Below are 14,302 nucleotides of genomic sequence, written 5' to 3'. Positions count from 1 at the left end.
TTTCACCTATGCTACTGCGGTCTTTCCTCCAGGTGGTGAAAATGTCTCAACATAAAACGGTGCTCCCAAAAAATGGATTTACCTTCAAACAATTTTTCGTCGCTCACGATCGCTGTGCAATGAAAGTGGGGACGGACGGCATTCTTCTGGGGGCCTGGGCGCCGGTGGCCGGAGCCGACAGTATTCTGGATATCGGTACCGGCAGCGGCCTGCTGGCTCTGATGCTGGCCCAGCGTACCGGGCCGGAGGTAACGATTGATGCCGTCGAGCTGGATCCCGATGCCGCGAGCCAGGCGACGGAGAATGTCGTGGCGTCGCCATGGCGTGACAGAATTCAGGTGTATCAGGACGATATCCGGACCTGGACCCGTCAACAGACCCGGCGCTATTCGCTGATCGTCAGCAATCCGCCTTATTATCCCCAGGGCGTGGCCTGCGCCAGCGAGGCCCGGGAGCGGGCGCGCTATACCGGCGAACTGGATCACCAGACGCTGCTGGCCTGCGCCGCTCAGTTGATTACCGAAGAGGGCTTTTTCTGCGTAGTATTACCGGAATCGTTGGGGGAGCGCTTTACCGCCATTGCGAAAGAGCAGGGCTGGCACTGCCGTTTCCGTACCGATGTGGCGGAAAATGAGATGCGGCTGCCGCACCGGGTGCTACTGGGATTCTCCCCCAAAGCGGGGGAGTGCTTTAGCGAGCGTATCGTTATTCGCGATGCCCACCACAATTACTCAGAAGCCTGGTGCGGACTGACCCAGGATTTTTATCTGTTTATGTAGCCGACGGCACGAGCAGCGTTGGGCCGGATTCCGCCAGTGGCTGAGGGTAGTCGAGCGTATAGTGCAGCCCGCGGCTCTCTTTACGCGCCAGCGCGCAGCGCACCATCAGTTCCGCCACCTGGGTAAGATTACGCAGCTCCAGGAGATCGCCGGAGACCCGAAAGTGGGCGTAATATTCGTCGATCTCCTGCTGTAACATCCGGATACGGCGCAGGGCGCGCTCCAGCCGTTTGGTAGTGCGCACAATCCCCACGTAGTCCCACATGCACAGTCGCAGCTCGTGCCAGTTATGCTGAATCACCACCTGTTCATCGGCATCAATGACCTGGCTTTCATCCCAGGCGGGTAGCCTGGCAAGTTGGGCACGCTGCGGTAGCTGACGCTCAATATCCTGTGCCGCAGACCAGCCATAGACCAGACACTCCAGCAGGGAATTCGACGCCATGCGATTGGCGCCATGCAGGCCGGTGTAGCTGACCTCGCCGATAGCCCACAGCCCGTCGACATCGGTCCGTCCATGGGTATCTACCATCACGCCGCCGCAGGTATAGTGCGCCGCGGGCACTACCGGTACCGGGTCACGGGTCAGGTCGATGCCCAGCTCGTTGAGTTTTTCCGCAATGGTCGGGAAGTGCTGACGTACAAATTCTGCCGGTTTATGGCTGATATCCAGATGCATGCAGTCCACGCCTAAGCGCTTCATTTCATGGTCAATGGCCCGGGCCACGATATCGCGCGGCGCCAGCTCGGCACGAGGATCCACCTCTGGCATAAAGCGGCTGCCGTCTGGCCGGGTGAGCCAGGCGCCTTCACCGCGCAGCGCCTCCGTCAGCAGGAAATTGCGGGCCAGCGGATGGTAGAGCGCGGTGGGGTGAAATTGATTAAATTCGAGATTCGCCACCCGGCAGCCTGCGCGCCAGGCCATTGCGATACCGTCGCCGGAGGCAACATCCGGGTTGGTGGTGTACTGATAAACTTTGGCCGCGCCGCCAGTGGCTAAAACCACGCCTCTGGCCCGGCAGGTTTCCACCCGATCGGCCTGCTGATTCCAGACCCAGGCGCCAATCGCCCGGCGTGAGCCTGCGATGCCGCACTTATCGGACAGGATAATATCTACGGCATGATAATGTTCGAGGATCTCAATTCCGGGATGGGCAAGCGCTTTGCCAACCAGGGTATTTTCCACCTCTTTACCCGTAGCGTCCGCCGCATGCAGGATCCGCCGGTGGCTGTGGCCCCCTTCGCGGGTCAGGTGGTAGCCCGGCTCGCCGTTAGGGCGCGGCTCTGTATCGAAGGCCACGCCGTTGTCGATAAGCCACTGCACGCACTCTCTGGCATGGCTGGCCACGAAGCGTACCGCATCGGGATCGCAGATACCGGCACCGGCGATAAGCGTATCCTCTACGTGGGCGTCAATGCTGTCGTCTTCATCAAACACGGCAGCGATTCCACCCTGAGCATAAAAGGTTGAGCCTTCATTAACGGGGCCCTTACTCAGTACGATCACCCGGGAATGTTCCGCCAGGCGTAAGGCAAGGCTAAGACCGGCGGCGCCGCTGCCGATAATCAGTACGTCACAGGAGAGGTCATTGGCGTGGTTCATGATGGTTTGTTTAATTTACTAAACAGGATAATCCCGAGAATAGCACCGGAAGTCGAAGCTGCCCACGGTTTTTTTCCTGGAAGTTATGTAGAATAAACACTGCATTGTCTGACGCTTTCTGAGAAAGGCATCCCAGGATTTAAGGATGAAAAAAGGTGGTGCATGCGATACTCTGCTGGGGTTTGTTTAACGCGGGTTCATTTTGGTGCGTTACGCTTAACATCGCGAAATGAGAACGATTGATAACCCTGATTCGCGAAAACCACAGAACTACAATGGTATAAAGGGAACTAATTGGATAACCGGCACTCTAATCCTCTGCTTGCTCACGGTGCAGAGTTCGGGTGGAATTTCGATTATGCGTGGGAATTTAGTTTGAGGAGACATTACCTCGGATGAGCGAGCAGCTAACGGATCAGGTCCTGGTCGGGAGAGCGCAGAAAAACGATCAGCAGGCGTTTAACCTGCTGGTGGTACGCTATCAGCATAAAGTGGCGAATCTGGTTTCCCGTTACGTCCCGTCGGGGGACGTGCCGGACGTGGTGCAGGAGTCATTCGTCAAGGCATGGCGAGCCCTGGATTCTTTCCGGGGCGATAGTGCGTTTTATACGTGGCTTTACCGCATTGCGGTAAACACGGCTAAGAATTACCTGGTGGCTCAGGGGCGGCGCCCGCCTTCCAGCGATGTAGACGCTAACGAGGCGGAAAACTTCGAAAGTGGCGGTGCGCTGAAAGAAATTTCGAACCCTGAGAACTTAATGTTGTCTGAAGAGCTACGGCAGATAGTTTTTCGTACTATCGAGTCACTCCCGGAAGATTTACGCATGGCTATCACGCTACGGGAGTTGGATGGACTGAGCTACGAGGAGATAGCCGCCATCATGGATTGCCCTGTTGGGACAGTGCGTTCCCGAATATTCAGGGCGAGGGAAGCTATTGATAACAAAGTCCAACCGCTTATCAGGCGCTAACGATAGCGGATACTGAAAAAGGTATTTAGGCATGCAGAAAGAACAACTTTCCGCTTTGATGGATGGGGAGACGCTGGACAGCGAGCTGCTGAACAACATCTCCGGCGATGAAAGACTGCAAGAAACCTGGCAGAGCTACCACTTGATCCGCGATACCATGCGCGGTGATACCAGTAAAGATATCCTCAACATCGATATTTCTGCTGGCGTGATGGCTGCCATTGCCAATGAACCTGTTCGCCGCGCTGCTCCCGCCATTGAAGAGTCGCAGCCTGCGCCGCATCAGTGGCAGAAAATGCCGTTCTGGAAAAAGATGCGTCCCTGGGCGTCCCATATCACGCAGATCGGCGTGGCTGCTTGTGTGTCGCTGGCAGTGATCGTCGGTGTTCAACAATATAACTCGCCTGAAGCCAGTGGCGATGGTCAACCTGAATCTCCGGCGTTCAATACGCTGCCGATGATGGGCAAGGCCAGCCCGGTCAGCCTTGGCGTTCCTTCCGGGAACGAGGTCAGCAATCAGGGCGGCCAGCAACAGCAGCTCCAGGAGCAGCGTCGTCGTATTAACGCCATGCTGCAGGACTATGAACTGCAACGTCGTTTACACGCCGAGCAGCTCCACTTTGATCAGTCGCAGAACCAGCAGGCAGCCTTGCAGGTTCCCGGTAATCAATCATTAGGAAGCCAGTCCCAGTAATGAAGCAACTTTGGTGTGCTCTTTCTCTGGTCGCTGGCTGTCTGTTCTACTCCAACGCCTCGGCGGATACATCGTCCGGGGCGTTGTTGCAGCAGATGAACCTTGCGAGCCAGTCTCTTGACTATGAGCTCTCGTTTATCAGTATCAACGCCCAGGGCGTAGAGTCGTTACGCTATCGCCATGCCCGCCTGAATAACAAACCGCTTGCACAATTGCTGCAACTGGATGGCCCGCGTCGGGAGGTGCTGCAACGCGGCGACGAGATCAGCTATTTTGAACCGGGGCTGGAGCCCTTTACCCTGACCGGGGACTATATCGTTGATTCGCTCCCTTCAATCGCCTACAGCGATTTCCGCAAACTGGCGGCGTATTACGATTTTATCTCCGTTGGTAAAACCCGTATTGCCGATCGCCTGTGCGAGGTGATTCGCGTCGTGGCGCGCGACGGTACCCGCTATAGCTACATTGTCTGGCTTGATTCGGAAACTAAACTGCCGATGCGCGTCGATCTGCTCGACAGAGATGGAGAAACCCTGGAGCAGTTCCGGGTGATCTCCATGACCGTGAACGACCAGGTCGAACAGGGGATGACGGAGCTGGCGCAGGCGAACCTGCCGCCGCTGCTTTCGATACCGGACAGCAAGAAATCGACCTTTAACTGGGCCCCCTCCTGGCTGCCTCAGGGCTTCCGCCAGGTTTCCAGCAGCCATCGCCCTTTGCCGGGCGCTGGCATGTCGGTAGAATCGCGTCTTTATTCGGATGGACTGTTTAGCTTTTCGGTGAATGTCAGCCGCGGTTCGGGCAATAACGGCGATCAGGTACTGCGCACCGGGCGTCGTACGGTGAGTACTGAGCTGCGCAACGGGATGGAGATCACCGTGGTGGGTGAACTGCCGCCCCAGACCGCAAAGCGGGTCCTGGACAACGTAAAGCTGGATAATGCGCAATGATTAAAGAGTGGGCGACAGTGGTGTCATGGCAGAACGGTGAAGCACTGGTGAGCTGCGATGTGAAATCCTCCTGCAGCAGCTGCGCTTCCCGTGCCGGTTGTGGCAGCCGGGTGCTGAATAAGCTGGGTCCTCAGACGGAGCATACCATTGCCGTTCCCAGCAGCGAGCCGCTGGCCGTCGGGCAAAAGGTGGAACTGGGGATCGCGGAAAGCAGCCTGCTCGGTTCCGCCGTGCTGGTCTATATGACACCATTGGCTGGGCTATTCCTGATGGCGGCGCTGTTTCAGGGGCTGTTTAGTACCGATCTGGCCGCGGTGTGCGGCGCCCTGTTGGGCGGCGTGGGCGGTTTTCTGATCGCGCGCGGTCTGTCGCCACGCCTTAGCCGCCGCCAGACGTGGCAGCCGGTGATCCTGAGCGTAGGACTGGCTCCGGATGCGCTACGCGTTGATACTTCTCCTGCCGCAGAACAAAAATAGCCGCCGCTCTTCTTTTATATCCCTCCCTTATACTCAGGGTGTCCAGCCGGAGATGCTGTTTCCCCGCTTTCTGGTTGTAGTGTAGAATGCGGCATTTCCGGCAGAATGATACTGCAGGCACCCTGGCCCAGAATAGCGCGAAGCGCGGCGCCCCCGAGGCATAAGTAAGGCATAAAATCTCCAAATATGAAGAATATACGCAACTTTTCGATCATCGCACATATTGACCACGGCAAGTCGACGCTGTCTGACCGTATCATCCAGATCTGCGGTGGTCTTACCGACCGTGAAATGGCGGCTCAGGTGCTCGACTCCATGGAGCTGGAGCGTGAGCGCGGCATTACCATCAAAGCGCAGAGCGTGACGCTCGACTATAAAGCCCCAGACGGCGAAACCTACCAGCTTAACTTTATCGATACCCCGGGCCACGTAGACTTCTCATATGAAGTTTCCCGCTCGCTGGCTGCCTGTGAAGGGGCGCTGCTGGTGGTGGATGCCGGGCAGGGGGTAGAAGCCCAGACCCTGGCGAACTGCTACACCGCCATCGAGATGGATCTGGAAGTAGTGCCGGTTCTGAACAAAATCGACCTGCCTGCCGCCGATCCTGAGCGAGTCGCTGAAGAGATTGAAGACATTGTCGGTATCGACGCCAGCGACGCGGTGCGCTGCTCGGCCAAAACCGGCGTGGGCGTTCCGGAAGTGCTGGAGCGTCTGGTGCGCGATATTCCGCCGCCGGAAGGCGACCCGGAAGCGCCGTTACAGGCATTGATCATCGACTCCTGGTTCGATAACTACCTGGGCGTGGTCTCGCTGGTGCGTGTGAAAAACGGCACCCTGCGCAAGGGCGACAAGATTAAGGTGATGAGCACAGGCCAGGTGTATAACGCCGACCGGCTGGGTATCTTCACTCCGAAACGCGTCGATCGCACTGAACTGAAGTGCGGCGAGGTGGGTTGGTTGGTCTGCGCCATTAAAGATATTCTCGGCGCCCCGGTGGGGGATACCCTGACCGGCGCGCGCGCCCCGGCGGATAAAGCTTTGCCGGGCTTTAAGAAGGTGAAGCCTCAGGTCTACGCCGGTCTGTTCCCGGTTAGCTCTGACGATTACGAAGCCTTCCGTGATGCCCTGGGCAAACTGAGTCTGAACGATGCATCCCTGTTCTATGAACCAGAAAGTTCTACTGCGCTGGGCTTTGGTTTCCGCTGCGGTTTCCTCGGTCTGTTGCATATGGAGATCATCCAGGAGCGTCTTGAGCGCGAATATGACCTGGATCTGATCACCACCGCGCCGACGGTCGTGTATGAGGTGGAGACCACCGGGGGCGAAACGCTTTACGTCGACAGCCCCTCCAAGCTGCCGGCCATCAACAATATTGAGGAGCTGCGCGAGCCTATCGCGGAGTGCCACATGTTGATGCCGAAGGATTATCTGGGCAACGTAATCACGCTCTGTATCGAGAAGCGCGGCGTGCAGACCAATATGGTCTACCACGGCAACCAGGTGGCGCTGACCTATGAAATCCCGATGGCGGAAGTGGTGCTCGACTTCTTCGACCGCCTGAAGTCCACCTCCCGCGGTTATGCCTCGCTGGACTATAACTTCAAGCGCTTCCAGGCGTCCGATATGGTGCGTGTCGATGTGCTGATTAACGGCGAGCGTGTCGATGCGCTGGCGATGATCACCCACCGCGATAACGCGCCGTACCGCGGCCGCGATCTGGTGGAAAAGATGAAAGAGCTGATTCCGCGCCAGCAGTTCGATATCGCGATTCAGGCCGCCATCGGCAACCATATTATTGCCCGTTCAACGGTAAAACAGCTGCGTAAAAACGTACTGGCGAAGTGTTACGGCGGCGACGTCAGCCGTAAGAAAAAACTGCTGCAGAAGCAGAAAGAAGGTAAGAAGCGCATGAAGCAGGTCGGTAACGTTGAACTGCCGCAGGAAGCGTTCCTCGCCATTCTGCACGTGGGCAAAGACGGCAAATAAACCTTTAAAGGAGTTGGCATGGCGAATATGTTTGCCCTGATCCTCGTGGTCGCCACGTTAATCACGGGATTATTATGGTGCCTGGACAAATTTGTCTTCGCACCAAAGCGTCGGGCACAGCAGGAAGCGGCGCAGGCTGCGGTCACTGAGCCGCTGGATAAAAAATCGCTAAAAAAGGTGGGGGCTAAGCCTGGCTGGCTGGAAACCGGGGCGTCTATCTTCCCGGTGCTGGCGGTGGTGCTGGTGGTGCGCTCGTTTATTTATGAGCCTTTCCAGATTCCGTCCGGCTCAATGATGCCGACATTGCTGGTGGGCGATTTTATCCTGGTCGAGAAATTCTCTTACGGCATTAAGGATCCGCTGTTCCAGAAGACGCTGATCGAGACCGGCCATCCCAAACGCGGCGATATCGTGGTGTTTAAATATCCCCGAAACCCGTCAGTGGACTATATCAAGCGCGTGGTGGGCCTGCCGGGCGATCGCGTCAGCTACGATCCGCTGGCGAAAGAGGTGAGCGTTGCGCCAAACTGCAGTTCTGGTCAGGCCTGCGACAGGCAGGTGCCGATTGTCTATAGCGGCATTGAACCTGCTGACTTTATGCAGACCTTTGGCCAGCGCAGCAGCGGCTTCTGGCCGGTGCCGAAAGATGAAACCAAAGAGGGGGCTACCCGTCTTCTGGAGCGTCAGGAGTCACTGGGTGAGATTGCGCACCGTATCCTGATGGTGCCTATCGCCCAGGATCAGCCTGGCGCATACTATCGTCAGTCCGGCCAGAGCGCGGGGACCTGGATCGTTCCGCCGGGACAGTACTTCATGATGGGTGACAACCGTGATAACAGCGAAGACAGCCGTTACTGGGGTTTCGTTCCCGAGAAGAATCTGGTGGGTAAAGCCGTCGCTATCTGGATGAGCTTTGAAAAACAGCAGGGCGAATGGCCAACCGGTGTCCGCTTAAGCCGTATTGGCGGAATTCATTAAAATCAAATAACGACATCCCCAATCGTTACGTATAGAATATTTCCCCGGATTTTCAGGTGCGGCCCCCGAAAGGGGGCCGCGGCACACCAAAACGTTCTGTTTCCTTCAGCGCGGTTTGGTGTGCTGAATTGTTGACGCATCCATAAACTGGTATCACATGAACCCCATCGTAATAAACAGGCTCCAGCGTAAACTGGGCTACACTTTTCAACATTATGAGCTGTTGCAGCAGGCGCTGACCCACCGTAGTGCCAGCAGCAAGCATAATGAACGTCTGGAGTTTCTGGGTGACTCCATTCTGAGTTTCGTTATCGCCAATGCGCTGTATCATCGTTTTCCGCGCGTTGACGAAGGTGATATGAGCCGTATGCGCGCCACTCTGGTGCGCGGTAACACGCTGGCCGAGATCGCCCGGGAATTCGAACTGGGCGAGTGTCTGCGCCTGGGGCCGGGTGAGCTGAAGAGCGGCGGTTTCCGCCGTGAATCGATCCTGGCGGACACCGTGGAAGCGCTGATTGGCGGCGTGTTCCTGGATAGCGATATTCAGACCGTAGAGCGGCTGATCCTCGAGTGGTACCGTCAACGCCTTGACGAGATTAGCCCGGGGGATAAGCAGAAAGATCCCAAGACGCGGCTGCAGGAGTTCCTGCAGGGGCGCCATCTGCCGCTGCCCACCTACCTGGTGGTTCAGGTGCGCGGTGAAGCGCACGACCAGGAATTTACCATCCATTGTCAGGTGAGTGGCCTGAGCGAGCCGGTTGTCGGAACCGGCTCCAGCCGCCGCAAAGCGGAGCAGGCAGCCGCTGAGCAGGCGCTGAAGAAGCTGGAGCTTGAATGAGCGAAAAAAGTTATTGTGGGTTTGTCGCCATCGTCGGTCGACCCAATGTGGGAAAATCGACGCTGCTGAATAAGCTGCTGGGGCAGAAAATCTCCATCACTTCACGCAAGGCGCAGACCACCCGTCACCGTATTGTCGGCATCCATACGGAAGGGGAGTATCAGGCGATCTACGTTGATACCCCGGGCCTGCATATGGAAGAGAAGCGTGCTATCAACCGGCTGATGAACCGCGCCGCCAGTAGCTCCATCGGTGATGTTGAACTGGTGATCTTCGTGGTGGAGGGCACCCGCTGGACCGCAGATGACGAAATGGTGCTGAATAAGCTGCGCGACGGCAAGGCACCGGTGATCCTGGCGGTCAATAAGGTGGATAACGTTGCCGAGAAATCAGAGCTTCTGCCGCACCTGCAGTTCCTGGGCAGCCAGATGAACTTCCTGGATATCGTGCCTATCTCGGCAGAGACCGGCATGAACGTGGATACCATCGCCGGCATCGTGCGTAAACATCTGCCGGAAGCGATTCACCACTTCCCGGAAGATTACATCACCGACCGTTCCCAGCGTTTTATGGCTTCGGAGATTATCCGCGAGAAGCTGATGCGCTTCCTGGGGGCCGAACTGCCATATTCGGTGACCGTGGAGATCGAACGCTTCATCACCAATGAGCGCGGCGGCTACGATATCAACGGCCTGATCCTGGTGGAACGCGAAGGGCAGAAGAAGATGGTGATCGGCAATAAAGGCAGCAAGATCAAAACTATCGGTATCGAAGCCCGTAAAGATATGGAAGAGATGTTCGAAGCCAAAGTGCACCTTGAACTTTGGGTGAAGGTGAAATCCGGCTGGGCCGATGACGAGCGCGCGTTGCGCAGTCTCGGTTATATCGACGATCTCTGAGGCAAATCGCGATGGAAGGCTGGCAGCGGGCTTTCGTTTTGCACAGTCGCCCCTGGAGCGAAACCAGCCTGATGCTCGATCTCTTCTCTGAAGAGTCCGGGCGGGTAAAGGCCATCGCCAAAGGCGCCCGCTCCCGCCGTTCCAATCTGAAAGGGGCGCTTCAGCCCTTTACCCCACTGCTGGTCCGCTGGGGCGGCCGTGGGGATGTCAAAACCCTGCGCAACGCCGAAGCGGTCTCCCTGGCGCTGCCGCTCTCCGGAATTCATCTCTACAGCGCGCTCTACGTCAATGAGCTGGTCTCCCGCGTGCTGGAGCAGGAGACGCGTTTCTCCGGACTTTTCTTCGACTACCTTAACTGTATACAGACTCTGGCGGCGGGTAGCGGTTCACCGGAGCCAGCGCTGCGCCGCTTCGAGCTGGCGCTGCTTGGCCACCTGGGCTATGGCGTGGATTTTATGCACTGTGCGGGCAGTGGTGAAGAGGTCAGCGATACCATGACCTACCGCTATCGCGAAGAGAAAGGCTTTATCGCCAGCCTGGTTATCGACAACAGCAGCTTTACTGGCCGGGATCTGCGGGCGCTGGCGACCCGGGAATTTCCTGACCTTGACAGCCTCAGGGCCGCCAAACGCTTTACCCGCATCGCGCTGAAGCCCTATCTGGGCGGGCGCCCGCTCAAGAGTCGTGAGCTGTTCCGCCAGTTTGTGCCGAAAAAGCGCACTCCGGCGGCGCAGTAGCCCGCGGCGATATCGCGGTGTAAACTGCTGATACTGAAAATCGATTTTACGCCTGTCCCGTCAGGCGACTACGTAAGGCAAGTTCATGGCTGAATTACTGTTAGGGGTCAATATCGACCATATCGCCACGCTGCGTAACGCACGTGGTACCTGCTATCCGGATCCGGTTCAGGCGGCGTTTATCGCTGAGCAGGCGGGGGCGGATGGGATCACCGTACATCTGCGTGAAGATCGTCGCCACATCACCGACCGTGACGTGCGTCTGCTGCGCCAAACCCTTCAAACCCGTATGAATCTGGAGATGGCGGTCACCGATGAAATGGTGGCTATCGCCTGTGAACTGCGTCCCCACTTCTGCTGTCTGGTGCCGGAAAAGCGTCAGGAGGTGACCACCGAAGGCGGTCTGGACGTTGCCGGTCAGGCGGAAAAAGTGGGTGCGGCCTGCAAGCGTCTGGCGGATGCCGGTATTCAGGTTTCCCTGTTTATCGACCCCGAAGAGCAGCAGATTGATGCGGCCGTTGCGGCGGGCGCCCCTTACATTGAAATCCACACCGGCGCTTATGCCGATGCGCCGGATGACGCTGCCCGGGAACGGGAGCTGGCGCGTATCGCTCAGGCCGCGCGCTACGCGGCGCACAAGGGCATCCGGGTCAACGCCGGTCACGGTCTGACCTATCACAACGTGAAGCCCATTGCGGCGCTGCCGGAAATGCACGAGCTGAATATCGGTCATTCGATAATCGGGCGGGCGGTCATGAGCGGCCTGAACGAAGCGGTGGCTGAAATGAAACGCCTGATGCTGGAAGCACGCGGCTAATGGCGGTGCTGGGGCTTGGTACCGATATCGTCGAAATCGCGCGTATCGAGGCGGTGATCGAGCGTTCCGGCGAACGTCTGGCGAGAAGGGTGCTCAGCGATGGCGAGTGGGCGCAGTATCAGGCCCATCAGCAGCCGGTGCGCTATCTTGCCAAACGCTTCGCGGTAAAAGAGGCGGCGGCCAAGGCGTTCGGTACCGGCATCCGCAACGGTCTGGCTTTTGCCCAGTTCGAAGTCTTTAACGATGAGATGGGCAAACCGCAGCTGCGCTTTCACGGCGCGGCCCAGGCGCTGGCTATTCAGATGGGCGTGACGGCGGTGCACGTTTCGCTGGCGGATGAGCGTCGTTATGCCTGTGCGACGGTGATTATCGAAAACTAATACCCGTCATTCTTCGAGCTGCAGGTGTGTTGGCTGCGCTCAGCTATTCGGCCCATCCATGGGCCTCGCCCCTTCGGGGCCGTGCTGAAGCACGTTCATATAGATATGTCCTGCAACTCGAATTATTTAGGGTATAGATATTTTATCTGCATGATGGAGCAGCACAAACTTATCCCACAGCTGCTCCTCATCTTCGACGTGCGCCGGATCTTTCACAATGGTATTGGGGATCGGACACACCTTCTGGCAGGTCGGCGTCTCATAATGGCCGATGCACTCGGTACAGCGATCGCTGTTGATCTCGTAAATACTCTCCCCCATGGAAATCGCTTCGTTCGGGCACTCCGGCTCGCACATATCGCAGTTGATGCATTTTTTCGTGATAAGCAGCGCCATGGGGCAGACTCTCTACGGCTGAAACGGGCGGCTATTATACGCCGCCGGGCGCTGAAAACCAGCGCCGGGAAAGGGATTTTATGCGTTAATGCATTGTTACGGCATCCACAGCGTGGATTTGGCAATACCGGCCACGTACTGGATCTTCGCCACGTCGATGCTGGCCAGACGGATCGGCGCATGATCCTCATTGACCGGCAGCAGGTGATAGTAGCCGTCACGCTCGAACAGGAAGGTTTTTACCATCACTTCGCCGCCGTGAGTCACCACCAGCACCTCATCGCCCGGATGATAGCTGTGATTGGGCTCGATAATCACGAACTCTCCCTCTTTAATACGCGGCATCATCGAATCCCCAACGCATTTCAGGGCATAGACATCGTCGTCGCTGGAAGGCCAGCGCAGATAGCCATCGCCGCTGCCGACCGGATACTCCATATCGCTCCAGTAACCGCCGTGACCCAGTTGGGTATTGCCCAGTACCGGTACGCCGCGGGAGTGGAACTGCCAGGCCTGGTGAGCCAGTGAGTCGCTGTGAGGGCCTTCCTGTTGCAGGTCGCGCTCGATAAGATCGATGGGCGATACCTGAAAGAAGGCGGCGATATTGCTAAGCGTGGTGTATTTCGGGTCCCGTACCTCGCCGGTCAGCATCCGGTGCAGCGTGGACTGCTGCATTCTGAGCTGGCGCGCCAGTTCGCTGACGCTGGCAACCCCAGACTTATCCATCAGATATTTAATGTTTTTTTGCAGAATATCTGCGGCCTGTCCCATCTCCTTCTCCCGCCTCCTGAAAATGCTTTAATGCATAATTGCATAGAATATTGCGATCTTCAAGGGAACTATGGTAGACAGATTATGCGTTTTCGTATAATCTTCGCATTGTGGCTATACGAAATCGGATTTTACGTGGTGTAGTAACGCAACGTAGGGGCAGAGTTTTCTGACGTGGAGGAGGCATAATGCGCAATATTCAGCAGGTACTTGAACGTTGGGGTGGCTGGGCTGCCAGGGATAACAGCGGGCTGGACTGGTCGCCGGTAGCGGCTGGCTTTAAGGGACTGGTGGCAACCCGGCGCTCTAACCGTCCCAACTGTAGTGATGATGATGGTCTGGCCATCGATGCCTGTATCTCAAGGCTGCGCCAGACCCGCCAGAGCGGAGAGTTCGATCTCCTGATGGCGCACTATGTTTACGGCGTTCCCAAACGAACGCTGGCAAAAATGCTTAAACAGGATGAAAAAACGGTACGGGTACAGATGCAGGTGGCGGAAGGGTTTATTGATGGCTGCCTGAGTATGTCGGATATTCGACTCGAAATGGATCCCGAAGTGGAATTCCAGCGAGTGATTCCCGAAATGAATGTCCGGCGGATGAGAATGCTGGCATAAAAGTGAATTAAATAAAGATTACTTCTCTGGATTGAATTATTCAGACTGATGACTATCGTCAAAATAAATATTGATGAGGCGCCATGCTGGGCGCCTTTTCTTTTTATAAAAAGAAAAAATAATATCTTGTGCGGCCCGCAAATTGAGTGCTAGCCTGATAAAAATAAAAAAGTATTGTTCAGGGTGACTGTAGTGGTGTTTTTCGAAAACCAAAAAATAAATTGCATTAAGGGGTTGCGCGGCCCGTAAAGTTGCTGCTAGCCTGATAAAAATCGCGAAATACATATTACGGCGCCTTAATTAAGGCGCTTTTTTATTTTTCGATAAAGTATCAAATAAGGACTTGTGCGGCCCGCAAAACCGGTGCTAGCCTGATAAAAATCGTGAAATACGTATTCAGGTACCTTAAT

17 protein-coding genes are annotated in these 14,302 nt (G+C 56.5%); 14 read left to right on the top strand and 3 right to left on the bottom strand.

The window, feature by feature from the left end:
* The first annotated feature begins 41 nt into the window (after positions 1-41).
* Positions 42-779: a tRNA(1)(Val) (adenine(37)-N(6))-methyltransferase TrmN gene (gene trmN / locus FEM41_RS23775; protein ID WP_138098959.1), complete on the top strand. Its 738-nt coding sequence runs from the start codon at positions 42-44 to the stop codon at positions 777-779.
* Here the strand turns inward: trmN and nadB are convergent.
* On the bottom strand, positions 772-2,382 hold the full coding sequence (gene nadB / locus FEM41_RS23770) for an L-aspartate oxidase (RefSeq protein WP_138098958.1): 1,611 nt from the start codon (positions 2,380-2,382) through the stop codon (positions 772-774). The genes trmN and nadB overlap by 8 nt on opposite strands.
* 294 nt (positions 2,383-2,676) lie before the next feature.
* Here nadB and rseD point away from each other — a divergent pair, with 294 nt between their 5' ends.
* From rseD to acpS, 12 genes are all read left to right on the top strand, one after another.
* Positions 2,677-2,781 (top strand): rpoE leader peptide RseD, encoded by a 105-nt coding sequence (rseD, locus tag FEM41_RS25250; protein WP_138098957.1) that lies wholly within the window; start codon positions 2,677-2,679, stop codon positions 2,779-2,781.
* On the top strand, positions 2,778-3,353 hold the full coding sequence (gene rpoE, locus FEM41_RS23760; RefSeq protein WP_138098956.1) for an RNA polymerase sigma factor RpoE: 576 nt from the start codon (positions 2,778-2,780) through the stop codon (positions 3,351-3,353). Before rseD ends, rpoE begins: the two co-directional genes overlap by 4 nt.
* A 31-nt stretch (positions 3,354-3,384) precedes the next feature.
* Positions 3,385-4,047, top strand: coding sequence for an anti-sigma-E factor RseA (rseA, locus tag FEM41_RS23755; protein ID WP_138098955.1), 663 nt, complete (start codon positions 3,385-3,387; stop codon positions 4,045-4,047).
* Positions 4,047-4,997 carry a sigma-E factor regulatory protein RseB gene (rseB, locus tag FEM41_RS23750; RefSeq protein WP_138098954.1) on the top strand — a complete coding sequence of 317 codons (951 nt, stop codon included), beginning with the start codon at positions 4,047-4,049 and terminating at the stop codon, positions 4,995-4,997. The genes rseA and rseB overlap by 1 nt, the downstream gene beginning before the upstream one ends.
* Entirely contained in the window at positions 4,994-5,473 is a 480-nt protein-coding gene (gene rseC, locus FEM41_RS23745; protein WP_138098953.1) for a SoxR-reducing system protein RseC, read from the top strand. Before rseB ends, rseC begins: the two co-directional genes overlap by 4 nt.
* Positions 5,474-5,659: 186 nt before the next feature.
* Positions 5,660-7,459, top strand: a complete 1,800-nt coding sequence (gene lepA, locus FEM41_RS23735; protein ID WP_138098952.1) for a translation elongation factor 4 — start codon at positions 5,660-5,662, stop codon at positions 7,457-7,459.
* Between the two features lie 18 nt (positions 7,460-7,477).
* On the top strand, positions 7,478-8,437 hold the full coding sequence (gene lepB, locus FEM41_RS23730; protein WP_138098951.1) for a signal peptidase I: 960 nt from the start codon (positions 7,478-7,480) through the stop codon (positions 8,435-8,437).
* Between the two features lie 157 nt (positions 8,438-8,594).
* Positions 8,595-9,275 carry a ribonuclease III gene (gene rnc / locus FEM41_RS23725; RefSeq protein ID WP_138098950.1) on the top strand — a complete coding sequence of 227 codons (681 nt, stop codon included), beginning with the start codon at positions 8,595-8,597 and terminating at the stop codon, positions 9,273-9,275.
* A complete protein-coding gene (gene era / locus FEM41_RS23720) occupies positions 9,272-10,174 on the top strand; it encodes a GTPase Era (protein WP_138098949.1) in 903 nt (300 codons plus the stop codon). The genes rnc and era overlap by 4 nt, the downstream gene beginning before the upstream one ends.
* An 11-nt stretch (positions 10,175-10,185) precedes the next feature.
* Positions 10,186-10,911 (top strand): DNA repair protein RecO, encoded by a 726-nt coding sequence (gene recO, locus FEM41_RS23715; protein WP_138098948.1) that lies wholly within the window; start codon positions 10,186-10,188, stop codon positions 10,909-10,911.
* Positions 10,912-10,996: 85 nt separating this feature from the next.
* Positions 10,997-11,728 carry a pyridoxine 5'-phosphate synthase gene (pdxJ, locus tag FEM41_RS23710; RefSeq protein WP_138098947.1) on the top strand — a complete coding sequence of 244 codons (732 nt, stop codon included), beginning with the start codon at positions 10,997-10,999 and terminating at the stop codon, positions 11,726-11,728.
* Positions 11,728-12,108 (top strand): holo-ACP synthase, encoded by a 381-nt coding sequence (acpS, locus tag FEM41_RS23705; protein ID WP_138098946.1) that lies wholly within the window; start codon positions 11,728-11,730, stop codon positions 12,106-12,108. The genes pdxJ and acpS overlap by 1 nt, the downstream gene beginning before the upstream one ends.
* A gap of 126 nt (positions 12,109-12,234) precedes the next feature.
* Here acpS and FEM41_RS23700 read toward each other — a convergent pair whose 3' ends face one another.
* Positions 12,235-12,504 (bottom strand): YfhL family 4Fe-4S dicluster ferredoxin, encoded by a 270-nt coding sequence (locus FEM41_RS23700; protein WP_138098945.1) that lies wholly within the window; start codon positions 12,502-12,504, stop codon positions 12,235-12,237.
* Positions 12,505-12,600: 96 nt separating this feature from the next.
* Positions 12,601-13,275 (bottom strand): S24 family peptidase, encoded by a 675-nt coding sequence (locus FEM41_RS23695; RefSeq protein WP_138098944.1) that lies wholly within the window; start codon positions 13,273-13,275, stop codon positions 12,601-12,603.
* Between the two features lie 188 nt (positions 13,276-13,463).
* Between FEM41_RS23695 and FEM41_RS23690 the strand changes: the two genes are divergently transcribed.
* Positions 13,464-13,892, top strand: a complete 429-nt coding sequence (locus FEM41_RS23690) for an antiterminator Q family protein (protein WP_138098943.1) — start codon at positions 13,464-13,466, stop codon at positions 13,890-13,892.
* Positions 13,893-14,302: the final 410 nt, after the last annotated feature.

Source organism: Jejubacter calystegiae (genome assembly GCF_005671395.1).
Lineage (GTDB): Bacteria > Pseudomonadota > Gammaproteobacteria > Enterobacterales > Enterobacteriaceae > Jejubacter > Jejubacter calystegiae.
This window is presented reverse-complemented; position numbering and strand designations above follow the sequence as displayed.